Here is a 24837-nt window from a genome sequence, read left to right as displayed (position 1 = left end):
GCTCAGAGCCCGAGGGTGTCGAGGATGGGGAGGTGGGTGCGGACGGCGGTGCGGGCGTCTGCTGCGGTGGGGGCGTTGAGGGCGAGGGCGGCGAGGTCCTGGGCCTGGGGGAGGGTGATGGTCTTCAGGACGGTGTTGACGGCGGCCAGGGCGCGGGGGGACATGGAGAGGGTGGTGACGCCGAGGCCGACGAGGACGGCGGCCAGGGCGGGGTCGGCGGCGGCCTCGCCGCAGACGCCGACGGGCTTGGGCCGGCCGTCGGGGTTCTCGGCGGTGCGTTCCGCGGCGCGGGCGGCGCCGTCGCAGGTGGCCTTGATCAGGTGCAGGACGGCGGGCTGCCAGGGGTCGTTGAGGGTGGCGAGGGGGCCGAGCATGCGGTCCGCGGCCATGGCGTACTGGGTGAGGTCGTTGGTTCCGAGGGAGGCGAAGTCGGCGTGGTGGAGGATGTGCTCGGCGGTGAGGGCGGCGGAGGGGACCTCGACCATGACCCCGGCGGTCTTGAGGCCGGCCTCGCGGGCGAGGCGGGTGAAGTGGGCGGCCTCGTCGGGGGTGGCGATCATGGGGGCCATGACCCAGACGTCGGCGTCATTCTTGGCGGCGGCGTCGGCGATGGCGGCGAGCTGGCGGGCCAGGACCCCGGGGGTGGTGGAGTCGGTGCGGTAGCCGCGCACGCCCAGGGCGGGGTTGGGCTCGTCGGCGTTGGTCAGGAAGGGCAGGGGCTTGTCGGCGCCGGCGTCGAGGGTGCGGACGACGACCTTCTTGCCGGGGAAGGCGGCCAGGACGGCGGAGTAGGCGGCGACCTGCTCGTCGTGGCGGGGCTCGGTGTCGCGGTCCAGGAAGCAGAACTCGGTGCGCAGCAGGCCCACGCCCTCGGCGCCGGCGGCGGCGGCCTTGGCCGCGTCCTTGCCGGTGCCGACGTTGGCCAGCAGGGGCACGGGGTGGCCGTCGGCGAGGGTGTTGGGGCCCTCGAACACCGCCAGCGCGGCGGCCTGGGCGGCCCAGGCGGTGGCGGCGTCGCGCTCGGTGGGGCCGGGGTCGATGGCGACGGTGCCGGCGGCGCCGTCGACGTAGACCAGGGTCCCGTCCGGGATCTCGTCGACGCCGGGGGCGGCGACGACGGCGGGCAGGCCCAGGGCGCGGGCGAGGATCGCGGTGTGGGACTGGGGGCCGCCGCCGGAGGTGACCAGGGCCAGGACCTTGGTGGGGTCCAGGGTCGCGGTGTCGGCGGGGGCGAGGTCCTCGGCGGCCAGGACGAACGGCTCTGGCGAGTCGGGGATGCCGGGGGCGGGCAGGCCCGCGAGCTCGGCGACGATCCGGGCCCGGACATCGGCCACGTCGGTCGCGCGCTCGGCCATGTAGCCGCCGAGGGCCTTGAGCTTCTCCGCCACCGCGGTGCCGGACTCCCACACCGCGCGCTCGGCGGTGCGGGGCCCGCCGTCGGCGGCGGGGTCGAGCAGTTTCACGGCGCCCTTGACCAGCATCGGGTCCGCGGCCATGAGCGCGGTGGCCTCGAGCACCCCGCGCGCGTCACCGGTCGCGGTCGCGGCGCGGGCCTTGAGCTCGGCCTGGACGGCCTTGGCCGCGGTCCGGATCCGCTCGGCCTCCTCCAGCGGGTCGGCCCCCGCCACCGCCCCCGCCGGGGGCTCGGAGACCGGCGCCGGCATCTGCCGCACCCGGCCCAGGACACGCCCCGGGGTCACACCGACGCCGTGAAACTGCTGCATGAGGGATTCCTTTCGGGAGGGCCGAAGGGGCCGGGGGCGCCTCGTGAGGAGTGAGACGCAGGTAACTGTCGCGTTACCCTAGCGGCTATAGCACTGCTATAACAAGCCCCTGTCGTGATGTCCGTCACAGAACGCGGGCCGCGTCGGCAGATCAGGGGTGGAGTGACGCAGTTCACTTTTGGGTCTTGTTATAGCGTTGCTATATCCACTACGCTAGCGGCCATGCGTGAATCAGGGACCGGTGCCAGCGACGGCGCCGCCGGGGAGAAGACGCCGCGCGCCTCGCCCCGGGAACGCCTCATCCAGGCGGCCATGGAGCTCGTGGCCGCCTCGGGAGGGGCAGCAGTCTCGACGCGGCAGATCACCGACCTCGCGGGCGTCACTGCCCCGACGCTCTACCACCACTTCGGGGACAAGGACGGCCTCATGGAGGCCGTCATCGCCCGGGGCTTCGAGGAGTTCGTCGAGCGCGAGGTCAGCATTGAGCGCTCGGACAGCCCTATCGAGGACGTCAAGAGGCTCTGGGACGTGCATGTCCAGTTCGGCGTCACCCACGCGCAGCTGTACATGCTCATGTTCGGCGGCAGCGGTCCGAGCCGCCGCCGGCCCGTCGTCGTCACCGAGGCGGAGAGGCTCCTCGAGGCCGAGCTCGTCCGGGTCGCGGCGGCGGGACAGCTCGCCGTGCCGCCCCTCGAGGCGGCCCGGGCCATCCTCGCCGCCACGATCGGCGTGACACTCATGCTCATCGCCGATGCCCCCGCTGACGCGGAGGGCCCCGAAACCGTGGCCGACAGCCAGCTCTCGGCCCAGACGCGGGACGCCGTCCTGCGCTCCATCCTCACCGACCCCGGCATCCTCGATGCCCCCACCGCAGGGGCGCCGGCGGGGAAGGGCGGGCCGCCCAGCTACGTCGCTGCGGCCATCGCCCTCAACGCCACGCTCCAGTCCTCGCACCCGGACCAGCTCTCCGGCACCGAGATGAAGCTCTTCCTGGAATGGCTCCACCGGCTCTCCACGGCGCAGTCGCCCCTCGGCGAGGCCCGGGAGCCGCACCAGGGGAGCTGACACCCCCTCTTTCGCAGCCGCACGCTGCCTCCGCCAGACACAAGCAGGAGAATCCATGTCGACCACAGCAGCGCCGTCACGCCTGCACACGGCCAGGGCCGGAGTGCAGAAGTTCGGCACGTTCCTCTCGGGCATGATCATGCCGAACATCGGCGCCTTCATCGCCTGGGGCCTCATCACCGCCCTCTTCATCGAGAAGGGCTACCTCCCCGTCCCCGAGCTCGGCGGCTTCGGGACGAACGCCGAGGGCGTCAAGAACGTCGGCCTCGTCGGCCCGATGATCACCTACCTCCTCCCGCTGCTCATCGCCTACACGGGCGGTCGGATGGTCTACGACGTGCGCGGCGGCGTCGTCGGCGCGATCGGCACGATGGGCGTCATCATCGGCGCCGGCATCCCGATGTTCATCGGCGCGATGATCATGGGCCCGCTCGGCGGCTGGACGATGAAGAAGCTCGACTCGATCTGGTCGCACAAGATCCGGCCCGGGTTCGAGATGCTCATCAACAACTTCTCGGCCGGCATCTGGGGCGCGATCCTCGCCCTGCTGGGCTTCTACGGCATCGCCCCCGTCGTCGCGGCCTTCAGCGCGGCCGCCGGGAACGTCGTGCAGTTCCTCGTCAACAACGGCCTCCTGCCGCTGACCTCGCTCCTCATCGAGCCCGCCAAGGTCCTGTTCCTGAACAACGCCATCAACCACGGCGTCCTGACCCCGCTCGGAACCCAGCAGTCGCTCGAGCAGGGGAAGTCGATCCTCTTCCTCCTCGAGGCGAACCCGGGCCCGGGGCTCGGCCTGCTGCTTGCCTACATGCTGTTCGGCCGCGGGGCCGCGAAGGCCTCCGCCCCCGGCGCCGCGATCATCCACTTCCTCGGCGGCATCCACGAGATCTACTTCCCGTACGTGCTCATGAAGCCGATCCTGATCCTCGCCATGATCGGCGGCGGCATGACCGGCATCGCGACCCTCGCGCTGACCAACTCGGGCCTCGTCGCCCCGTCCGCACCGGGCTCGATCATTGCGGTCCTGGCCCAGACGTCCCGCGACTCCTACGTCGGGGTGATCCTCGCCGTCGTGCTCGCCGCGACGGTCACCTTCCTCATCGCGTCGCTGATCCTGCGCGCGTCCAGGAACCGGGAGGAGGGCGACCTCGCGGCCGCCACCGCCCAGATGGAGGGGATGAAGGGCAAGAAGTCCATGGCCTCGACCGTGCTCGGCGGCGCGGCCACTGGCGCCGGCACGGCGACCCTGACGGGGACCGGCGTGAAGAACATCGTCTTCGCATGCGACGCCGGCATGGGCTCCTCCGCGATGGGCGCCTCGGTGCTGCGCAACAAGATCAGGGCCGCGGGGCACGACGACGTCTCGGTCACCAACGCCTCGATCGCGAGCCTCACGGACACCTACGACCTCGTCGTCGTCCACCAGGACCTCGCCCTCCGGGCCCGCGAGAAGACGCCCAGCGCCCAGATCGTCACCGTGGACAACTTCATGGGCAGCCCGCGCTACGACGAGATCGTCGACGCGCTCGACGCCGAGGGAGCGGCCCCCGGCACCACCGCGAGCGCCGCCGAGGCACCCGCGGCCGCCGCGCCGTCGTCCGCCACGGCAGCACCCGCAGCCGCCGCCGAGGCCCCGGCCCGCGCGGGCGCTCAGGTCCTGGCCCCGCAGTCGATCCTGCTCCAGGGCGCGGCGGCGGACATGGCCGGCGCGATCGACGAGGCCGGCCGGCTGCTGCTCGCAGTGGGCGCCGTCGACGGCGCGTACACCGCTGCGATGCACGAGCGCGAGTCCTCGGTCTCGACCTACATGGGCAACTTCCTCGCGATCCCGCACGGGACCAACGAGGCGAAGGACCACATCAAAGCCTCGGCCGTGACCTTCGCCCGGTACGCCGAGCCGATCGACTGGAACGGCAAGCCGGTCAAGTTCGTCGTCGGCATCGCGGGCAAGGACAAGGAGCACCTCGGGATCCTCGCGAGGATCGCCAAGGTCTTCGGCGACAAGGAGCAGGTGGCGCGCCTCGAGGCGGCCTCAAGCGTGGACGAGGTCCTCGAGATCCTCGGGAAGGTGAACGCGTGACGGCGCAGGGGCAGAAGACCGCCGTCCACTTCGGGGCGGGCAACATCGGCCGCGGCTTCGTCGGGCTCCTCCTGCACAACGCGGGCTACCGGCTCGTGTTCGCCGACGTCGCGGCGCCGCTCATCGACGCCCTCAGCAGCACGCCGTCGTACACCGTGCACGAGGTGGGCGAGGGCGGCGGCGAGCACACCGTCGACGGCTACGAGGCCGTGAACTCCGCCTCCGACGAGGCCGGCCTCGTCGAGCGGATCGCGCGGGCCGACGTCGTCACGACGGCGGTGGGGCCGAACATCCTGAAGTTCGTCGCCCCCGCGATCGCGCGCGGCCTGGCCGCGCGCCCCGCGGGGGAGGCGCCCCTCGCGGTCATGGCGTGCGAGAACGCGATCAACGCCACGGACATCCTCGAGCGCGAGATCCGTGCCTCCGCCGCCGCCGACGGCCTCGACGGCGCCGGGGTGGACGCCCGCGCGGTCTTCGCGAACACCGCCGTGGACCGCATCGTGCCCAACCAGGAGCCCGGCGGCGGGCTCGACGTGCGGGTCGAGCCGTACTTCGAGTGGGCCATCGAGCGGGGTCCGTTCGGCGGCGCCGTGCCCGAGATCCCGGGCGTGACGTGGGTCGACTCCCTGGGGCCGTACATCGAGCGCAAGCTCTTCACGGTCAACACGGGCCACGCCGCGGCGGCGTACTTCGGCCGGGCCGCGGGCGCCGAGAAGATCTCGGACGCCCTCGCGGGCCCCCGCGTGCGCGAGCGCGTCGAGGCGGTGCTCGCCGAGACGAAGGCGCTGCTCGTGGCGAAGTACGGCTTCGCCCCCGAGGAGCAGGAGGCCTACGTGCGCAAGATCCTGGACCGCTTCGCGAACCCGGAGCTGCCGGACACGGTCGAGCGCGTGGGCCGGGCGCCGCTGCGCAAGCTCAGCCGGCACGAGCGCTTCGTCGGCCCGGCCGCGGAGCTGGCCGAGCGGGGCATGGGCGCCGAGGCGCTGCTCGAGGCCATGGGCGCGGCGCTCGCCTTCGACGCGGCCGACGACGACGAGGCCGCGCGCCTGCAGGCGCTCCTCGCGGGGGACTCGCCCGATGAGCAGCTCGCCGAGGAGATCACCGGCCTCGCGCCGGGGCACCCGCTGCACGACGACGTCGTGCGGCTCGTCAGGACGGCCCGCACGGCCCGCCAATCCTGACCGGCGCCAAACCCCACCGACGCGGGGTCACCTCCCAACGTTGCGGGGTCACCTCCCAACGTTGCGGGGTCACGTCTCAGCGTTGCGGGGTCACGTCTCGGCGTTGCGGGGTCACGTCTCGGCGTTGCGGGGTCACGTCTCGGCGTTGCGGGGTCACGTCTCGGCGTTGCGGGGTCACGTCTCGGCGTTGCGGGGTCACCTTTCAAGGATGCGGGGCCATTGTCAGCTCAATGACCCCTCATCGTAGGGAGGTGACCCCGGATCGCAGGGAGGTGACCCCGCAAGGTGGTCAGAGGGCGATGCGGAGGATCCTCGAGTCGGCGCCCTCGTTCGTTGCGAGCCACAGCTCGCGAGCGGTGCCCGGAAAGCGCGCGGCGTCGGGCACCACGACGATGTCGCGCAGCCGACCGTACTCGCCGCGGAAGTGCTCGCTGGCCCCGGGAAGCTGCCCGCCGCCGTCGGGCGCGAACCCCGCGCCCGGGAGCGGGACGCGCCACAGCCGCTGCCCGCGCAGGCACGCAAGGTACGCGACGTCGTCGGCGATCGCGAGCGCGCTCGGCGAGGCGTCCCCCGTGCTGGGCCACACGTGCGCGGCGGGCACGCTCCCGTTGCTCACCCGGGCCCCCGTCACGTCCGGCCAGCCGTACTGCTGGCCGGGGGCGATGAGGTTGAGCTCGTCGTCGCGCTCGGGCCCGAACTCGCTCGCCCAGAACCGCCCGCGCGAGTCCCACGCGAGGCCCTGGACGTTGCGGTGCCCATAGGAGTAGGTGCGGTTGCCGAAGGGGTTGCCGGGGGCGGGGGAGCCGTCGGGGGCGACGCGCAGGATCTTGCCGCCGAGGCTGTCGCGCTCCTGCGCCGAGGCGCGGCGGGTCGCATCCCCCGTGCCGATGTACAGGAGCCCGTCCGGGCCGACCTTGAGCCGGCCGCCGTTGTGGATCGAGGCCTGCGGGATGCCATCCACGAGGATGCGCTCGCCGCCGAGCCGAGAGCCGTCCCAGCGCAGGGCGACGACGCGGTTGGCTCCCTGGGCGGAGTAGTAGACGAAGACCGTGCCGTCGTCGGGGAAGGAGGGCGCGAGCTCGAGCCCGAGCAGCCCGCCCTCCGCCGTGCCGGTGCGGATGGCGATCCGCGCCACCTCGCGATGCTGGCCCCCGCCCGCCGCGATCTCGAGGATGCGCCCCGTGCCGCGCTCGGTCACGAAGGCCGAGCCGCCGGGCAGGAAGGCGATCGACCAGGGCGTGTCGAGGCCCTCGGCCACGGTGCCGACGACGCGCGGCAGGCCGGGCGTGCCCGCACCTACGGTCGGGGCGCCGCCGGTCGGGGCTCCCGTCGGCGGGACGGCCGTGGGCACCGCCCCCGTGGGCGCTGGGCCCCCGGTCGCGGAGCCGTCCGGGCTGGGCGCGGGGGCGGGCGACGGCGTGCACGCGCCGAGCGCGGCGAGGGCGCCGGACGCGGCGAGCGCGAGGGCGGCCCGCCGGCTCGGCTCAGGGCGTTCCGTGCCGTGACTGCCCACCGCATGCACCCCCTGCCTGGGAGAAGGCATGAAAAAACCTGCATCGCGCCATTGAGATGCAGGTCACGCCAAGAAGTCTAGTGGGCGGCGGGCGGGAAACCAAGAGCGGGACTCCGCCCGGCCCCGCCCCCAACCTCCCGCAGACTCCCGCGTCAGCTGCGCGTGTGCAGCCCGTCGAAGAGCACGGCCACGACGTCGTCGGCGAGCTTCTCGGGCGAGAGCGGGCCGCCGGGGCGGTACCACTCGACGATCGAGTTGATCGTGCCGAAGAGCAGGCGGGAGGCCGTGCGCGGGTCGATGTCGCTGCGGACCGTGCCCTCCTCGCGGGCCTGGCCGATGAGCTCGGCGACCTTGCGGTCGAAGGCGCGGCGGCGCTCGAGCGCGGCCCGTTCCGTCTCGGTGTTGCCGCGCAGGCGCAGCAGGAGGGTCACGAAGGGCAGCTTCTCGGTCAGGACGCGCACCGTCGAGCGGACCACGAACTCGAGCCGCTCCTCGGCCGTGCCCGTCTGGGAGGCAGGGGCCTCCCAGACGGACTCGAGGCCGCCGAGGGCCTGCTCGAGCGCGAGCGCGAGCAGGTCCTCCTTGGACGGCACGTGGTGGTAGATCGCCGACTTCGAGATGCCCAGGTTCTCCGCGAGGATCCCCATGCTCGTCGCGTCATAGCCGTGGCGGTTGAACACCTCGACGGCGATGTTGAGCACGGACTGCTGGTCGTAGCCGGGACGGCCCCGGCGGCCAGCGGGCGAAGCGGTCGTGGAACTGGGCATGGAGTACAGCCTAGGCCTCGTTGCGGCGATCGTAGATCCGGCGCAGCTTGCCGTTCGAGCGCTCGAGCGAGCCGGGCTCGACGACGTCAATGTGGCACGAGGAGCCGATGTGGATCTTGATCTGCTGCTTGAGGGTGGCGCCCGCGTGCCGGCGCTGCTCGGGCGTCGTGCCCTCGCGCGGCTCGATCTTGACGGTGAGCTCGTCCATCCGGCGCCCGGCGGGTCGGGTCAGCTCGAGCTGGAAGTGCGGGCTGAGCTCGGGGATGCGCAGGGCGATCTCCTCGATCTGGGACGGGAAGAGGTTCACGCCGCGCAGGATGATCATGTCGTCCGTGCGGCCGGAGATGCGGCCCATCCGGCGGTGCCCTGGCCGCGCGGTGCCGGGCTGGAGGGTCGTGAGGTCCTTCGTGCGGTAGCGGATGATGGGCAGCGCCTTCTTCGTCAGGGACGTGAAGACGAGCTCGCCCTGCTCGCCGTCGTCGAGCGTCCTGCTGAGGTCGAAGGGGTCCACGATCTCGGGGCGGAAGTGGTCCTCCCAGATGTGCGAGCCGTCCTGGGTCTCGACCGCCTCGCCCGCGACGCCCGGCCCCATGACCTCGGAGAGGCCGTAGATGTCGCACGCCTTGATGCCGAACATCTCCTCAAGCTCATGCCGCATCTCCTGCGTCCACGGCTCAGCGCCGAGCACGGCGTATTTGAGCGAGGTCGCGCGCGGGTCGAGGCCGCGGTGCAGCATCGCGTCGCCGATCGTTAGCAGGTAGGTCGGCGTGCACAGGATCGCGTCCGGCGCGAAGTCCTCGATGAGCTGGATCTGCTTCTCGGTCTGGCCGCCGGACATGGGGATGACCGTGCAGCCGAGCTTCTCGGCGCCGCCGTGCGCGCCGAGCCCACCGGTGAAGAGGCCGTAGCCGTAGGCGTTGTGCACCTTCATCCCCGGGCGGACGCCGGAGGCACGCAGGCACCGGGCCACGAGCGTGGCCCACGTGTCGAGGTCCTCCTTCGTGTATCCCACGACCGTGGGCCGGCCGGTCGTGCCCGAGCTCGCGTGCACCCGCGCCACCTCGGACATGGGCACGGCGAACATGCCGAACGGGTACTCGGCCCGGAGGTCCTCCTTCGTGGTGAAGGGGAACGTCGCGAGGTCGCCGAGCTCCCTGAGGTCCTGGGGGTGGACGCCCGCCTCGTCGAACTTGCGCTTGTAGAGCGGGACGCGCTCGTACGCGTACGCGAGGGTCTCCTTCAGGCGCGTCAGCTGGAGGGACTCGATCTGGTCCCTCGACATGCTCTCCTCGGCGTCGAGGACCGCGGGGGCGGGAGCGTTCGAGGTCTCGGGGGCGGGTGCTGTCTGAGTCACGGCTTGCTCACTTCTGGATCGGGCGGGGGCGGGCGGGGAAAGGGGGCTGGGGAGGACGCTCAGCGCTTGGGAATCGTGCGGGAGCGCCCGCGGAACTCGGCCACGAGCCGGCCGGGGTCCTCGTCGGTGTGCGGGTGGCCGTCGGGCCCGGCGAAGACCTGGACGTCGTAGATGCCGCTGCGGCCTGCGTGGGCGCGCCGGGCGGCGACGGCGGTGATCCGCTCGCCCTCGTGGGCGGGGGCCAGGAAGTTGACGTCGACGCCGGCCGCGACCGTGATCGTCGAGGCCTGGTCCTCGTCGGGGCTGTGCGGGTTACACGCGAGGGCGAAGGCCGAGTCGGCGATCGCGAAGATCATCCCGCCGTGGGCGATGCCGAAGCCGTTGAGCATCTCGCGCCGCAGCGTCGTCGCCACGGTGGCCGTGCCCTCGCCGAGCTCGAGGACCTTCAGGCCCATCCACTCGGTTGCGTAGTCGTCCGTCAGGATTGGGTGAGCCAGCGTGTGGGCGGGAGCAGCATCGCTCATGAGTGGGCCTCTCGCAATTTTTACCGAACGTTCATTAGGTAATCTTATCCCGCCGCATGTGTCAAGGAGCACAGCTCCCGATTGGTGGCTGAAAAACACCAGCGGAAGCGGCGGCGGGGGCGTGGCGCGCGGCGGCCCAGCTGGAAGGATGGACCCATGGCACGAGGCATCTATGTCAGCGCTACCACTCCGGGATCGGGGAAGTCCCTCGTGGCCCTCGGCCTCGCCGAGACCCTCCACCGGCAGACGGACAGGATCGGCTTCTTCAAGCCGATCGTCCTCGGCGACGACGCCTCGGCGGACCCCATGGTCGCCCTCATGCGCCGCCGCTACGGGCTGGACGCCGCCGCGTGCCGGGGCGGCCTGACGGCCCAGGAGGTGCGGCAGCTGCTGGCCTCCGGCGACCGGAGCGAGGTGGAGGCGCGCGCCGTCGAGCTCTACTCGGAGATCGCCCGGCGGTGCGACGTCGTGATCGTCGAGGGGACGGACCTGACGGGCCAGGACTCCGCCGTGGAGTTCGACCTCAACGCCCGCCTCGCGAACAACCTCGGCTGCCCCGTGGTCGCCGTCGTCAGCGCCAAGGGCCTCACCCCGGAGGAGACGGCCGACGCCGTCGACGTCGCCCGCAAGGAGCTCGCCGCCGAGCGCTGCAGCCTGCTCATGATGATGGTCAACCGCGCCGCGCCCGACGACGTCGAGGCCATCCGCTCCTCGGTCCGCCTGGGCGCCATGAGGCGGCCCGTCTACGTCCTGCCGGAGCTGGAGGAGATCACGCGTCCGACGACGGGGGAGGTCGCCGGGGCGCTCGGGCTGCGCCAGCTCGCGGGATCCGCGGACATGGAGCGCGAGGTGCGTGGGATCAAGGTCGCGGCCATGACCGTCGCGAACTTCCTGGGCGCGCTGCGCGAGGGCGACCTCGTGATCACCCCCGGCGACCGGGCCGACGTCGTGGTCGGGGCGCTCGCGTCGACGTTCTCGCCCGAGTTCCCGGTGCCCTCGGCCATGGTCCTCACGGGCGGCCTCGTCCCGGACTCGACCATGCTCCCGCTGCTGGCCCACGCCCCGTTCCCCGTCTTCACGTACGGCGAGGACACGTACCACGCGGCCCGGGACGTCGCGGAGGTCCGCAGCGAGATCTGGAGCGGCCACCAGCGCAAGGTCGCCTCCGCCCTCGGCGCCTGGTCGCGGCACGTGGACGAGGAGGAGCTGCTCGAGCGGCTGCAGCTTCCGCGCCCCGAGCGGATGACGCCGCTGCGCTTCCTCCACGAGCTCATCGGGCGGGCACGGGCCCAGCGCCGGCACATCGTGCTGCCCGAGGGCACGGACGTGCGCATCCTCCGGGCCGCAGAGATCCTCGCGCGACGGGACGTGTGCGACCTGACGCTGCTCGGGAGCGAGGGGGCGGTCCGCGAGCTCGCCGCGGCCAACGGCATCTCGCTCGAGGGCATCGCGGTCGTCGACCCGGCCACGAGCGAGCTCCGCGGGCGCTTCGCCGAGGAGTACGCGCGGCTGCGCGCGCACCGGGGCGTGGACCTGGCCAGGGCCCTCGAGGTCATGCTGGACGCGAGCTACTTCGGGACCATGATGGTCCAGCTCGGCCTCGTCGACGGCATGGTCTCGGGCGCCGCACACACGACGGCGCACACCATCCGGCCCGCGCTCGAGTTCGTCAAGACGGTCCCCGGCGTGCGGATCGTCTCCTCGGTGTTCCTCATGCTCATGGCGGACCGCGTGCTCGTCTACGGCGACTGCGCCGTCGTCCCCGATCCCGACGCCGAGCAGCTCGCCGACATCGCGCTCGCCTCGGCCGAGACCGCGGCCCAATTTGGTGTCGCCCCCCGCGTGGCGATGCTCAGCTACTCGACGGGCGGCTCGGGCTCTGGCGCCGCCGTCGACAAGGTGCGCGAGGCCACCGAGGCCGTCCGCCGGCGCCGGCCCGACCTCCCGGTCGAGGGGCCCATCCAGTACGACGCCGCCGTCGAGCCCACGATCGCGGCCTCGAAGCTGCCGGGCTCCGACGTCGCCGGGCAGGCGACGGTGTTCGTCTTCCCGGACCTCAACACCGGCAACAACACGTACAAGGCGGTCCAGCAGTCGGCGGGGGCGGTCGCCGTCGGCCCCGTCCTCCAGGGCCTCAACAAGCCCGTCAACGACCTCTCCCGCGGGTGCACGGTCGAGGACATCGTCAACACGGTCGCGATCACCGCGATCCAGGCCCAGAACTAGGAGGCCCCATGCTCATCCTCGTCATCAACTCCGGATCATCCTCGCTCAAGTACCAGGTGCGGGACCTCGAGGCGGGCACGGTGCTCACCGAGGGGCTCATCGAGCGGGTCGGCGTGGGCAACGGGGGAGGGGGCGACGGCGAGCCCACCGGCCCGCGCGACCACGCCGAGGCCCTCGATCTCGTGGACGGGGAACTGCACGAGGTCCTCGGCGACCGCACGGTCGACGCCGTCGGGCACCGCGTCGTCCATGGCGGCGAGCGGTTCGCCGAGCCCGTGCTCGTGACGAACGAGATCATCCGGGCGATCGAGCGGCTCAACCCGCTCGCGCCGCTGCACAACCCCGCCAACGTCCTGGGCCTGCGGGCGATCGCCCAGAAGTGGCCGGACATGCCGCAGGTCGCCGTCTTCGACACGGCCTTCCACCGCACGATCCCCGAGCGCGCCTGGCGCTACGCCGTGCCGGACTGGCTCTACACCCACCATGGGATCCGCCGCTACGGCTTCCACGGCACCTCGCACGAGTACGTCTCCCGCCGTGCCTCGCAGCTGCTGGGAATCGAGCCCGAGGCGTTCGACGGCGTCGTCCTCCACCTCGGCAACGGCGCCTCCGCGACGGCGGTCGCGGGCGGGCGCAGCGTCGACACCTCGATGGGCTTCACGCCCCTCGAGGGGCTCGTCATGGGGACGCGGTCGGGGGACATCGACCCCTCGATCCTCGTCTTCCTCGCCCGCCACGGCCACGGACCCGACGAGATCGACGACCTGCTCAACCGCGAATCGGGGCTCAGGGCCCTGGCGGGGTCCAACGACATGCGCACGGTCGTCGAGGCTGCGGAGGCCGGGGACCGCCGGGCGGCCCTAGCCCTCGATGTCGCCTCCTACCGGCTCGCGAAGTACATCGGGGCGTATCACGTGGCGGTCGGCGGGGCGAAGGCCGTCGTGTTCACGGCGGGCATCGGCGAGAACTCCGCGGCGTTCCGGGCCCGGGTCGCGGCCCAGCTCGGGGCGCTCGGCATCGAGCTCGACGATGCCCGCAACGCAGAGCGCTCGAAGGAACCCCGAGTCATCTCCACGCCGGGGTCGGCCATTCCGCTCCTCGTCGTCCCCACGGACGAGGAGCGGGCCATCGCGGAGGCCACGGCAGCGGTGGTCGAGCGGGCTTCGGCCGGATCGCGGCCCGTCGGCTGAGCAGGGGCAGCGGGAGACCCGCCTGCTCCTGCCCGGCCGGCCTACTCCTGCCCGAGCTGGGCCTGAATGGCCGCCAGATCGTAGTAGCGGTGCTCCTCGGCGATCCGTCCCTGGGCATCGACTCGGCTGAAGGAGGCGAACTTCTGCTCGATGCGTCGCCCGGTGGGCGGCAGCTCGCCGTCGGGCAGCGCGAGCGGCCCGGACTGGGTTCCCGTCAGGTCGAATTCGGCGGCAACCGTCTCGCCGGACGCCACGACGTTGGTCACCGTGGCGTTCAGGTCGGGCATCGCGGTGAAGAAGGCGGCGACGTCCTCCTCGATGGCTGCACGCCCGCGCAGCGGGTCAGGATACTGGGGATCGACGACGACGGCGTCGTCCGCATAGAACGCGGTGAACCCGGTCGCGTCGTGGGAGTTGAAGGCAGACAACTGGTCGCGGACGAGCTGCTCAAGGGACGTCCGTCCTGCGGCATCTGCTCCCGTTCCCTGCATTGAGGTGGACATGGCGAGCTCCTTTCAAGCGGTGGGACACGACCATGGTCGATCCGGCCCGGAGCCCGGTCAACGCTTCGTCGAGGCAGTCACTGAACGCGTCGACAGCGACGCGTCGAACCTGTCCAGCATCCGGTGGAAGCTCTCCTCGACGTCGCGGGGGAGGCCGAAGCCGCCGGCCTGCTCGAGGCTCACCCAGCCGTGCAGCGCGGCCCGCAGCGCCCACACGGCGTCCACCTCGTAGTCGCCCTCGAGACCGTAGCCGCGGAGGGCATCCGTGACCACGGTGAGCACCCTGCCGGCCGCGGCGACGAGTGCCTCGTCGCGGCTGTCGGGGCTGCGGAGGGTGGCGGCGTACCGCCCGGGATGCTCGAGCGCGTAGGCGCGGTAGGCGGACGCGAGGGCCTGCAGTGCCTCGGCCCCGGAGCGCCCGACGGCGGCCGCCGAGAGCCGGGCGGCGAGCTCCTCGAGCGCGAGCAGGCAGACCTCGTGCTGCAGCGCGTCGAGGCCCGCGACGTGGTTGTAGAGGCTGGGCGTCCTGACGCCGAGCTCCTGGGCGACCGCCGCGAGGCTCAGCTGCGCGAGTCCGCGCTCGTCGGCCAGGGCCGCAGCGGCGGCCACCACCCGGCTGCGGTCCAGGCCGGCCCTAGGCACCGGCGTCGACCTCCCTGAGGAAGCGGACGATCTCGGGGGAGACGAGCTCGGCGTACTCGGCGTGCGGGTAGTGCCCCGACCCGGGGACCATGACGGCGCGGCCGCCCAGCCGGGCGGCGACGTGCTCCGCCTCGGCCCGCGGGTCCGGGAAGTCCGGGTCGCGCTCGCCCATGACGACGAGGGCCGGCGCCCGGACCAGGCCCAGCCTGGCCTCCGCCTCGGCGTGCGAGGTGCGCGTCGTCGCCGTGAAGGCGCGCCAGTAGTGCCGCCGTCGTGCACTGCCGACGACGGCGGCGAGGTGCTCCGCGAAGCCCTCCGGCCTCCGGCCGGGGTACAGGTTCGCGACGTAGCGCTTGAGGACGAGTGGGCCCCATGGGCGCACGAAGGCGAGGCGCAGGAGGGCCGCCACGGCCCGGCCCGTGGGAGGGTTGCGGACGAACGGGCCGATCAGGACGAGCCCCCGGACCAGCTCCGGGGCCTCGGCAGCGGCCCAGACGGCGGCACCGGCGCCCATCGAGCTCCCCGCGAGCACGGCCGGGGTGCCCAGCTCGCCGAGCAGGGCCAGGATGTCCCCGCCGGTCGGGACGTCGCCGTACTCGCTGAAGCCCGCGTCGCTGTCGCCGTGCCCGCGCAGGTCCATGACGGCCACCGAGAAGCCGGCCCGGGCCAGGTCGGCCGCGAGGAAGCGGTAGGACAGGCGGAGGTCGCCCATGCCCGGCACGCACACGACGAGCGGGCCCTCGCCGTGGAGCTCGTAGGCGACCCGCCCCTCGGGGCGGGAGAGGTGGCGGGGCGGCGCCATGCCGAAGCGGGCAGCATCCTGAACGTCGCTATTGCTCATAGTTAACAGACTAATGGCATTAGTTTCGCGGCGTCAGCCCTCCGGTTTCACGTGTCCAGAAGGTCCCTCGCGCCGAGGGCGTCGGCGACGAACGCGTAGTCCCACGCCCGCTCCCGCCACGCCTCGTAGCGGCCCGAGGCGCCGCCGTGTCCGGCATCCATCTCGGTCTTGAGCACCACCGGCTGCCCGCTCGTCGTCGCCTCGCGCAGGGCCTGGACCCACTTCGCGGGCTCGACGTACAGCACGCGTGTGTCGTTGAAGCTCGTCACGGCGGCGACCTTGGGGTACGCGGCGGGCCGGACGTTCTCGTACGGCGAGTAGGACTTCATGTAGGCGTACACCTCGGGGTCCTCGAGCGGATTGCCCCACTCCTCCCACTCGAGCGCCGAGAGCGGCAGCTCCGGATCGAGGACCGTGCTCAGCGCGTCGACGAAGGGCACCTGGGCGACGGCGGCCGCGTACTTCTCCGGCGCGAGGTTGAGCACGGCGCCGATGAGCAGCCCGCCGGCCGAGCCGCCCATGCACGCGATCCGCGCCGGGTCCGCCCAGCCCGAGGCCACGAGCCAGTCGGTCGCGGCCACGAAGTCCGTGAACGTGTTCCGCTTCGCGAGCTTCTTGCCGTCCTCGTACCAGCGCCGGCCCAGCTCGCCGCCGCCGCGCACGTGCGCGGTCACGAACACGATCCCGCGGTCCAGGAGGCTCAGGCGCGCGATCGAGAAGCCGGGGTCCATGCTGACCTCGTACGAGCCGTAGCCGTAGAGGAGCACGGGGTTCGTCCCGTCGGGGACGAGCGACGCCCGCCGGAGGATGGACAGCGGCACCCGCGTGCCGTCGTCGGCCGTGGCCCACGCCCGCTCGGCGACGTAGTCGGCCGGGTCGTACCCGCCGAGCACGGGCGTCTCCTTGCGCAGGAGCAGCTCGCCCGTGGCGAGCACGTAGTCGTAGATGCGCGGCGGCGTGACGTAGGAGGTGTAGCTCAGGCGTGCCATGGGGGAGTGGTAGTCGGAGGCGCCCGCGCCCGCCGTGTAGAGCTCCTCGCCGAACGCCGGCTCCGCGAACGACGGCGTGCCCCCCTCGGCCGCGGACCGCACCACCTCGTCGCGGGCGGCGAAGCGGACGGTCTCGATGGTGTCCCGGCGGAGGGAGAGGACCACGTGCGTTGCGGTGACGGACGCGCCCTCGATCTTGACGGCGTCGTCGTGCGGCACGACGGTGGACCAGCGCTGCTCGGCCAGCGGGCGGGCGAACTCGGCGAGCGGGGCGAGCGAGACCATGTTGTTCACGGCCTTCCGGTCCGCCTCGTCTCCCGGCCCCGCGCCGCGGTTGTGCGTGAGCAGGACCTGCGTGGCGCCGTCGTGCTCGAAGAACTCGGGCGAGTAGAGGACGCGCTCCTCGCGGCCGATCAGCACCTCGAGCTTCGCATCGGGGTCCTCGAGGTCCAGGTAGCGGGACTCCGAGTACTCGGAGTTGCCGATGCCGACGTGCAGCCAGCGGCGGTCCGGCGAGGTATCGATCCCGGTCCACTGCGCGACGTCGTCCTCCTGGTAGAGGACCTCGTCCTGCTCGACGGGGGTGCCGAGGACGTGCACGCGCACCTGGTAGGGGCGCCAGGACTCGTCCGCGACCATGTAGAACAGGCGGCCGCCGTCGGGGGCGAACTCGAGCCCGTAGAAGACGTTCTCGATCACCTCCGGGAGGAGCTCGCCCGTGCGCAGGTCCTTGATCCGCAGCGTGAACGTCTCGTCGCCGGACGTGTCCACGGCGTAGGCGTAGAGGTGGCCGTCCCTGGTCACCGCCGCGGCCCCGACGCTGAAGAACGGGTGGCCCGCGGCCTCGGCGTTGCCGTCGAGGAGGACGTGCTCGCCCGGGACCGGGACCCCGGGCTCGACGGCCGGCGGCGTCCAGTCGGCCGTGAGGTCCCCGGTGTCAGTGGCCGCGACACGGCAGTAGATGGGGTACTGCTGGCCCTCGACGGTGCGCGAGTAGTACCACCACGCGTCCTTGCGGCTCGGCACGGACAGGTCCGTCTCCTGGGTGCGCCGCTTGATCTCGTCGAAGATGGCGTCACGGAGGGGCTGCTGGTCCGCGGTCACGGCGTCGGTGTAGGCGTTCTCCGCGCGCAGATGCGCGATGACCTCGGGGCTGTCCTTGTCCCGGAGCCACTCGTACCCGTCCACAAAGGCGTCGCCATGGTGGGTGCGGGCGTGCGGGACCTTGCGGGCAGCGGGCGGCAGCGGGGTCGAATCCGTCATGGCCCAACCCTAGCCCCGCCTTGGGTCGATGCCCCGTCGAGCCGATAGCATCGGCGGGGACGGCGTGAGGGGGCCGCGTGCTTCAGCCCCTGCGGAAGGAGTGCGGCCCATGGCGGACACCGAGGTGCCGGTGCGCAGTGCGAACGGGGGGCGGCGTGCCCGCCGCGGCCAGAGGACCCCCCGGCGCCGGGCCCGAGCCCTCTGGTGGTGGCTCGGGGGCGTGGCGCTCGTGCTCGCCGCGTGCGGCGTCCTGGCCGCCCAGGCCCTGTGGCTCCGCTCCGACCTCCTGCGTGCCGCCGAGCTCGCTTCCCGCCTCGAGTCCGAGCTCGCCGAGCGCCGCCTCCCCGAGGCCCAGGCCACGCTCGACGAGCTGCGCGAGAGCGCTGGCGGCGCACGCTCCGCGGCCTCCGGGCCGCTGTGGGACCTCGCGGGCCTCCTGCCGTGGATCGGGCCGAACGTCCGTGCGGGGACGGCGGCGGCCCAGGCCGCTGACACGCTCGCCTCCGGGACGCTGGCCCCGCTGGTCGAGCTCGCCTCGACCGTCGACCCGGCCGCGATCCTGCCCGGCAGCGAGCCCAAGGACCTCGCGCCCCTGGCCCAGGCGGTGCCCAAGGTCGAGGCCGCCGCGCAGGCCGTGCGCTCGGCCGAGGAGCTCCTCGCCGCGGTGGACACGTCGGAGCTCGTCCCCCAGCTCGCCGGGCCGGTGCGCTCGGCGCACGACGACGTCGCCCGGCTGCGCGGGCTCGTCGACACCGGGGAGGCCGCCATCCGCATGGCCCCGGGCCTGCTCGGGGCCGACGGGCCGCGGACGTACCTCGTGCTCGTGCAGAACAACGCCGAGGCCCGCGCCTCCGGGGGCATCCCGGGGGCCCTCGTGGAGGTGACCCTCGACCGCGGCGCGATGACGCTCGGGAAGCAGGGCTCGGCGAGCGGCCTGGGCTCCTTCCTTCCCCGGATTCCCGTCGACCCGGTTCAGCAGCGCATCTACAGCACCCGGCTCGGCCGCTACATGCAGGACGTGAACCTCACCCCCGACTTCCCGACGGCGGCGGCCACCGCCGCGGCGATGTGGGAGCGCGAGGGCGGCAAACACGTCGACGGCGTCGTCTCGCTGGACCCCGTGGGCCTCGGCCGCCTCCTCGGGGCGCTCGGGCCGGTCGACCTCGAGGGCCGCGAGTTCGCGCCCTTCCGGGCTGCGGGGCTGCCCGCGACGCTCACGGCGGAGAATGCGACCCGGACCCTGCTTTCGGATGTGTATCGGATCGAGAAGCCGGAGCTGCAGGACGTCTACTTCGCCGCCGTGGCCCGGGAGATCTTCGCGTCCTTCTCGTCGGCCGACGCCGACCCGGCGGCCCTCGCGCGGGCCCTCACCGCCGTCGTCGGCGACGGAAGGCTCTTCTTCTACTCCTCGCACCCCGAGGAGCAGGCCACCATCGCGGGATGGGACGTCGGCGGGGCGATCGACCGCCCCGGACCCGACGACGCCAGATTCGGCGTGTACTTCAATGACGGCACCGGGGCGAAGATGGACTATTACGTCCGCAGGACGGTGGAACTCGTCCGGGAATGCGCGGCCAACGGCACGCGAATTGTGGCCAGGGTCACGCTGGAGAACACCGCGCCGGCGGATGCTGCGACATCGCTTCCGGCATATGTGACAGGAAAGGGTGCCTTCGGCATCCCGCCCGGAAGTGTGCAGACGAACGTCATCGCCTATGGGCCCGGGAAGGCAGCCGTCGAGAGCGTGCGCCTCGACGGGCAGCCGTACACCCTCCACCCCGACGTCCACGCGGGCCGGCCGCTGACCACGGCGGTCACCCGTCTGGCCCCCGGGCAGAGGGCCACGCTCGAGTTCGCCTTCGTCCGGATCCCCGAGGGGCCTCTCGCGCTCGATGTGACACCCGGGGTGCAGCCAAAATCGCAGGTGGTGCGGCCTCCGTCCGGCGAGTCCTGCGCCGCCTCGGGGTAGCGCCGAGGACGCCGCGTGACCAGCCGCGGAATTTCCTGTGACGCGGATATTTCTTGCTCGTCTGTTAAGTTTATTGACCGTTATTTGTGCGCTTTTCGGTTTTTTCCTCATCGTGCTAGTGTCCGAAAAGTGCCTTTGGGGCATCTCGGGTGTCATCGTGAGATCCATCGGGTGCGTGTGCCGAAGTCTCCGCGACGGCCGTGGCCCACTAAGGGCTTCGACAACAAAGTCTTGAGGGGGACTTGACCATGAAGAAGATCTACGCAGCACTTGCACTGGCCGGTTCGATCGCACTCGCCGGGGCTGCCCCGGCCGCCGCCACCAACTACCCGGCCCCGACTCCGGCAGCCGCCGTTTCCGTCAGCATCGTTACTCCCGGAGTGGCCTTCACGTTCTCGGGCTCCGGCCTCGCGGGCAACGAGCCCGTCATCATCGATGTCGTGGCCATCCCGGGCGGTCCCAACGCCGCCGGTGGTTCCGCGGGCGCCGCGCTCAGCGTCCCGTCGGGCCTCATCGTCCTGGCCGAGAACCAGCGGCTCACCACGACCACTGATGCCAATGGCAACTTCTCCACCTCCATCGTCATCAACGAGCCCGGCACCTACCGTCTGACCGGGACCGGCCAGACGTCCGGCGTCTCGGTCTCGGCGACGGTCACCGTGACCGGCGGCGGTCTCGCCAACACCGGCGGTGGCGCCGCGACCGGCGGCCTCGCCAACACCGGCATGGACCCGGCCCTCGTGGGCTGGTCGCTCGTGGGTGCCGGCGCCGTGGCTGCCGGTGCCGCCGCGGTCGTCGTCGCGCGCCGTCGCAGCAGCGCTGCCACCCGGATCTGATCCGGTTCCAACCAGAACAGCTCGACATGGCGGGGCAGGTGCGCGAGCACTTGCCCCGCTTTGCTGTCCGCGCGCGGCGGGACGCCTGTGAGGACAAGGGCGGACTGCTAGGGTGGGCCGGTGAACCCCACTCCACCCCTTTCGCTCCTGGTCGTCTGCACGGGCAACATCTGCCGCTCGCCCTTCGCGGAGCGCTGGCTGCAGCAGGCCTTCGACGCCCTGGCCCCCGGCCAGGCCGTCGTGGCGAGCGCGGGGACGCGAGCCCTCGCGGGGCATCCCGCCCACCCGTCGGTCGCGGGCCTCGAGGAGAGCTCGGGCCTGAGCTTCGAGAGCTTCACCGCCCGGCAGCTGACCGCGGCCATGGTGCGGGAGGCGGACGTGGTCCTGACCATGACGGCCCAGCACCGTGCCCAGGTGCTCGACGTCGCCCCGGCGGCGCTCAAGCGCACCTTCCTGCTGCGGGAGCTCGCCCGGCTGCTCGAGTCCACGCCCGGCCTTCCGGGCCCGGCGGAGGGCGGCCTGAGGGCCTCGTGGCGGGGCATGGCCGCGGCCCTGTCGGCTGGACGGCGCGCGTCCGTCCCGGACGACGACGTCGTGGACCCGTATGGCGGCGGGCCCGAGGACTACCGGCTCATGGCCGAGCAGATGGTCCCCGCACTCGCCGTTTTGATGAAGCACGTCCAGGCCCTCGTCTGACGTCCGCCGGGGACGCCTCCGGTAGACTCTCGTGACGTATGCGCGCTGGCGGTCTAGGGGGAGGAAACCGTACGTGGAGTATGAGAATGAGCAGCGGGGCGCGCAGGATCTGACCCTGGGCGACTATCTGAGGGTCGCTCGCCGCTACTGGCGGGGAATCGTGGCCATCACGGCGCTCACGACCGCCCTCGCCTTCGGCTGGTACCTCATGCAGCCTCGCATCTACGCGGCCGAGTCCAGCGGCGTCGTCATCACCGTCGGTGGCGACAACCTGAGCCTCTCGCTCGCTGGCGACAACCTCGCGAAGTCGCGCGCCAAGAACTACAAGTCGGTGGCTGAGTCGGCCCTCGTCGCGGAGCGAGTGGCCCGCGACCTCGGCCTGAACCGCACCGCACCGGAGCTCGTCGCCGCCGTGTCCGTGACGGTCCCGCAGGACACGACGGAGATCCGGGTCACGGCGAAGTCCACGGACCCGTCCGAGGCCCAGCGCGTCGCCGACGCCTGGATCACCGCGCTGTCGGAGCAGGTCCGCGAGATCGAGCAGTCGGCCGGCGAGGCTGACCTTCCGCCCGTGCGGGTCGTGACGCTGGGCCGGGCCGTCCCGCCGGAGGAGCCCGTCTCGCCCAACGTGCGCCTCACGCTCGGAATCGGCGTCGGCGGCGGCCTCCTGCTCGGCCTCGCCTACGCGATGATCAGGCACCACGTGGACCGCCGCATCCGCAACGCGGCGGAGATCGAGCAGCTCTTCAGCCTGCCGGTCGTGGGCACGCTGCCCGTCGACCACAGCCTCGACGCCAACGCCAAGGTCCTCGACGGCCAGAACGGCAGCCGCGCGATCAACGAGGCCTTCCGCGAGCTCCGCACGAACCTGCACTTCATCGACGTCGACAACCCGCCGCGGGTCCTGCTCGTCACGAGCTCGGTGCCCTCCGAGGGCAAGTCCGCGGTCGTGTCCAACCTCGCCGCGACCATGGTGGCCGCCGGCGAGAAGGTCGTCGTCGTCGACTGCGACCTGCGCCGCCCCACGATCCACTCGATCTTCGACGTGGTCCCCGGCGTCGGCCTGAGCGACGTGCTGGCGGGCCGGGCAGACGTCGAGGACGTCCTGCAGGAATGGTCCGGCTCGCCGAACCTCCAGGTCCTCGGCGCGGGCCGCATCCCGCCGAACCCCTCCGAGCTCCTCGGCTCGCGGGCCATGCGCTCGCTCCTCGAGCGGCTCGCGCAGGATGCCTTCGTCCTCGTCGATGCCCCGCCGCTCCTGCCCGTCACGGACGCCGCGGTCCTCTCGCGCGCCGTCCACGGCACGCTCGTGGTCACCCGCGCGGGGCAGACGACGACGGACAGCCTCGGCCGCGCGCTCGGCAACCTCGAGAAGGTCCGCGGCACCGTGCTCGGCGTCGTCCTCAACTGCGTCCCCACGAAGGGCCCCGAGTCCTACACGTACGGCTACTACGGCACGTACGGCGCGGACCCGGAGGGTCACAGCGCGGAGGGTCAGAGCGCAAAGGGTCGCGGCACGAAGGGCTCGGGTACCAAGGGCTCGGGCACCAAAGGCTCGGGCAAGGGCCGCTCGTCCCGGGGCGGGGCCGAGCTGACGCCGGCCGCGGCCCCCGTCGAGGCGCCAGCGCCCGTGGCAGCGCCGGCATCGGATGCCGGCCAGGCCGACTACCCGGAGCCCGCCTACGCGCAGGAGCAGTACGAGGCCCCGGCACAGGCGCACGCCGCCTACGACGACGAGCCGTTCGACTACGCGGTGTCCTATGACGAGGCCGGGGAGGACACGCGGCCCCGCGAGGACGCCGAGTGGCCGCCGTACCCCGCCCCCGTCCCCGTCGACCGCCCGGAGGGCGGCCGAATGGAGGACGAGGACCCGATCTGGCTCCCCGCCAAGGTCAGGGACAGCTACCGCGGCCGCCGCTCCGCGGGCCCCGACTACGACTCCTAGGCCGGGCGCCAGGGGACGGCTGGCAGCACCACCAGAAAATGCGGGCCCCGGGGATGCGATGAGCATCCCGGGGCCCGCTGTTCTGCTGCCGTACATCAGCAGCGCTACGGCTACGCCTGCGGAGCCTGGACCATCCCGGAGCCCACGTCGGCCGGGTCCGTCCCGGAGGCGAGCCCGCTGTGGGTGCCGGAGGCGACGAGCTTGGACTGGAGCAGGACCGGGCTGAGGGGGCCCTGGGCCAGGAGCTTCTCCGCCCAGAGCGCCGTCACGCCGGCCACGTGCGGGGTCGCCATGCTCGTGCCGCTGATGGTCTTCGTGCCGCCCGCAAGCCAGGCGCTCTTGACCCCGACGCCGGGGCCCGCGACCGTCGCGAGCGTATTGGAGAAGGGCGCGACGGTGAACCCGCTGCCGTTGCCCTCGGCCAGGGCGGCGACGGAGACGACGCCGTAGGCCGCGGCCGGCGGGGCCACGTTGATCTCGTAGGCGGGGTTGCCGCTGCGCTCGCTCTCGTTGCCGGCCGCCGCGACGACGAGCGTCGTCTGGGCCACCGAGGCCCTGGCGTTGAGCAGGTTGGCGACCTGCTCGAAGAGCCGGATGTTCGCGCGGTAGTCCTCGAGGGCGATCGACGTCGCCGCCGGGATGGGCAGGCGGTTGACCCTCACGAGCTCCTCGACCCAGCCCGGGAAGTCGATGCCGAGCGACATGGAGATGACGTTGGCCCCGTTGTCGGCGGCCCACAGCATCGCGCTCGCGAGCGTGTCGCTCCCGCCGCCGCTCGGGCCGCCCAGGACCTTGCCGATGAGGGCCTTCTGCACGCCGCGGGCGACGCCGATTCGCTCGCCGTCGAGGTCGCGGCCGAAGATCGTGCCCGCACAGTGCGTTCCGTGCCCGTGGTCGTCCTCGGCGCTGCCCGCGCCGGTGAAGTCCTTCGTGGTCAGCTGCACGCCCGCGAAGGCCGGGTGGTCGGCGTCGATGCCGGTGTCGAGGACGCAGACGGTGACGCCCGCGCCCGTGAAGGGCGACGTGTCCGCGCCGACGGCCTTGACGCCCCACGTCGTGGCGGCGGCAGCGGCCTCCTCCGCCTCGAGCGGCTCGACGAGCTTGAGCGGCATCGCCCTCGCGATGCTCAGGACGGTGGGGTCGTTGCGCAGGGCGCTGATGGTGGCGGCGGAGGGGTTCTCCTCCGTCTCGAGGACGGCGGAAGCCGCGGCCTCGCGGGCCTCATCGTCAGCGCCGAGCCCGCGGGCGCGGGGGCCGTCGAAGGGATCACGCGTGGCCCGGATGCCGGGCGCGCGGAGGATCACCAGACGTGGTGCGGGTGAAGGAGAGGGAGAAGGAGCAGTCATGGCGGGCCTCACAGCAGTCGGTGCCTCTCGGTGGGCGTACCCGGGAGAATGCTCCCGGATTAGTCCATCGAATGTAGTAAAAGGGTAGGCCTGGGCGGGAATCCGGTCAATGTATCGCGAGCGCCTTTGCGGGGAAGGGATCTGCGCGCTTGACCCCGGGTGTGGCGTCGCATATTCTGAACG

At 72.4% G+C, this 24837-nt stretch carries 19 protein-coding genes; 9 read left to right on the top strand and 10 right to left on the bottom strand.

Annotated elements, in window-relative coordinates; all coding sequences use genetic code 11:
• Positions 1-2: 2 nt before the first annotated feature.
• On the bottom strand, positions 3-1724 hold the full coding sequence (locus ACUYMY_RS14465; RefSeq protein ID WP_481704229.1) for a phosphoenolpyruvate--protein phosphotransferase: 1722 nt from the start codon (positions 1722-1724) through the stop codon (positions 3-5).
• A gap of 222 nt (positions 1725-1946) precedes the next feature.
• On the opposite strand from ACUYMY_RS14465, the gene ACUYMY_RS14460 reads away from it, so the two are divergent.
• From ACUYMY_RS14460 to ACUYMY_RS14450, 3 genes are read left to right on the top strand one after another with little or no spacing between them, the layout of a single operon-like run.
• A complete protein-coding gene (locus ACUYMY_RS14460; protein WP_481704228.1) occupies positions 1947-2789 on the top strand; it encodes a TetR/AcrR family transcriptional regulator in 843 nt (280 codons plus the stop codon).
• Positions 2790-2844: 55 nt separating this feature from the next.
• Positions 2845-4869 carry a PTS mannitol transporter subunit IICBA gene (locus ACUYMY_RS14455; protein WP_481704227.1) on the top strand — a complete coding sequence of 675 codons (2025 nt, stop codon included), beginning with the start codon at positions 2845-2847 and terminating at the stop codon, positions 4867-4869.
• Complete coding sequence (locus ACUYMY_RS14450; RefSeq protein WP_481704226.1) at positions 4866-6050, top strand: mannitol-1-phosphate 5-dehydrogenase; 1185 nt, start codon at positions 4866-4868, stop codon at positions 6048-6050. The genes ACUYMY_RS14455 and ACUYMY_RS14450 overlap by 4 nt, the downstream gene beginning before the upstream one ends.
• Before the next feature lie 289 nt (positions 6051-6339).
• Here ACUYMY_RS14450 and ACUYMY_RS14445 read toward each other — a convergent pair whose 3' ends face one another.
• The 4 genes from ACUYMY_RS14445 to ACUYMY_RS14430 all read right to left on the bottom strand — a co-directional run bounded on the left by ACUYMY_RS14445 (position 6340) and on the right by ACUYMY_RS14430 (position 10208).
• Positions 6340-7593: a PQQ-dependent sugar dehydrogenase gene (locus tag ACUYMY_RS14445; RefSeq protein WP_481704225.1), complete on the bottom strand. Its 1254-nt coding sequence runs from the start codon at positions 7591-7593 to the stop codon at positions 6340-6342.
• 122 nt (positions 7594-7715) lie between these two features.
• Positions 7716-8330 (bottom strand): TetR/AcrR family transcriptional regulator, encoded by a 615-nt coding sequence (locus ACUYMY_RS14440; RefSeq protein ID WP_481704224.1) that lies wholly within the window; start codon positions 8328-8330, stop codon positions 7716-7718.
• 10 nt (positions 8331-8340) lie between these two features.
• Positions 8341-9612 (bottom strand): phenylacetate--CoA ligase PaaK, encoded by a 1272-nt coding sequence (gene paaK / locus ACUYMY_RS14435; protein ID WP_481705066.1) that lies wholly within the window; start codon positions 9610-9612, stop codon positions 8341-8343.
• Between the two features lie 131 nt (positions 9613-9743).
• Positions 9744-10208 carry a hotdog fold thioesterase gene (locus ACUYMY_RS14430; protein ID WP_481704223.1) on the bottom strand — a complete coding sequence of 155 codons (465 nt, stop codon included), beginning with the start codon at positions 10206-10208 and terminating at the stop codon, positions 9744-9746.
• Between the two features lie 156 nt (positions 10209-10364).
• On the opposite strand from ACUYMY_RS14430, the gene pta reads away from it, so the two are divergent.
• Both pta and ACUYMY_RS14420 read left to right on the top strand, forming a co-directional pair.
• A complete protein-coding gene (pta, locus tag ACUYMY_RS14425; RefSeq protein WP_481704222.1) occupies positions 10365-12434 on the top strand; it encodes a phosphate acetyltransferase in 2070 nt (689 codons plus the stop codon).
• 8 nt (positions 12435-12442) lie between these two features.
• Complete coding sequence (locus tag ACUYMY_RS14420) at positions 12443-13624, top strand: acetate/propionate family kinase (protein WP_481704221.1); 1182 nt, start codon at positions 12443-12445, stop codon at positions 13622-13624.
• A gap of 41 nt (positions 13625-13665) precedes the next feature.
• On the opposite strand, the gene ACUYMY_RS14415 is transcribed toward ACUYMY_RS14420, so the two are convergent.
• The 4 genes from ACUYMY_RS14415 to ACUYMY_RS14400 are packed head-to-tail and all read right to left on the bottom strand — an operon-like array spanning position 13666 to position 17862.
• Positions 13666-14127, bottom strand: coding sequence for an ester cyclase (locus ACUYMY_RS14415; RefSeq protein WP_481704220.1), 462 nt, complete (start codon positions 14125-14127; stop codon positions 13666-13668).
• 57 nt (positions 14128-14184) lie between these two features.
• Positions 14185-14769, bottom strand: a complete 585-nt coding sequence (locus ACUYMY_RS14410) for a TetR/AcrR family transcriptional regulator (protein ID WP_481704219.1) — start codon at positions 14767-14769, stop codon at positions 14185-14187.
• On the bottom strand, positions 14762-15610 hold the full coding sequence (locus ACUYMY_RS14405; RefSeq protein WP_481704218.1) for an alpha/beta fold hydrolase: 849 nt from the start codon (positions 15608-15610) through the stop codon (positions 14762-14764). The genes ACUYMY_RS14410 and ACUYMY_RS14405 overlap by 8 nt, the downstream gene beginning before the upstream one ends.
• 47 nt (positions 15611-15657) lie before the next feature.
• Entirely contained in the window at positions 15658-17862 is a 2205-nt protein-coding gene (locus tag ACUYMY_RS14400; protein WP_481704217.1) for a S9 family peptidase, read from the bottom strand.
• 109 nt (positions 17863-17971) lie between these two features.
• On the opposite strand from ACUYMY_RS14400, the gene ACUYMY_RS14395 reads away from it, so the two are divergent.
• The 4 genes from ACUYMY_RS14395 (at position 17972) to ACUYMY_RS14380 (ending at position 23308) form a co-directional block, all read left to right on the top strand.
• Positions 17972-19831: a DUF4012 domain-containing protein gene (locus ACUYMY_RS14395; RefSeq protein ID WP_481704216.1), complete on the top strand. Its 1860-nt coding sequence runs from the start codon at positions 17972-17974 to the stop codon at positions 19829-19831.
• A 248-nt stretch (positions 19832-20079) separates the two neighbouring features.
• The gene (locus ACUYMY_RS14390; protein WP_481704215.1) at positions 20080-20667 is read left to right on the top strand and encodes an LPXTG cell wall anchor domain-containing protein; all 588 of its coding nucleotides are present in this window, start codon (positions 20080-20082) and stop codon (positions 20665-20667) included.
• 120 nt (positions 20668-20787) lie between these two features.
• On the top strand, positions 20788-21363 hold the full coding sequence (locus ACUYMY_RS14385) for an arsenate-mycothiol transferase ArsC (protein ID WP_481704214.1): 576 nt from the start codon (positions 20788-20790) through the stop codon (positions 21361-21363).
• A gap of 73 nt (positions 21364-21436) precedes the next feature.
• Positions 21437-23308: a tyrosine-protein kinase domain-containing protein gene (locus tag ACUYMY_RS14380; RefSeq protein WP_481704213.1), complete on the top strand. Its 1872-nt coding sequence runs from the start codon at positions 21437-21439 to the stop codon at positions 23306-23308.
• A gap of 110 nt (positions 23309-23418) precedes the next feature.
• Here the strand turns inward: ACUYMY_RS14380 and ACUYMY_RS14375 are convergent, their stop codons facing one another.
• A complete protein-coding gene (locus ACUYMY_RS14375) occupies positions 23419-24612 on the bottom strand; it encodes a S8 family peptidase (RefSeq protein WP_481704212.1) in 1194 nt (397 codons plus the stop codon).
• Positions 24613-24837 lie beyond the last annotated feature (225 nt).

This window comes from Sinomonas sp. T428B, assembly GCF_056780155.1.
Note: the sequence above shows the minus strand (reverse complement) of the source record. Positions and strands in the feature narration are given on the sequence as shown.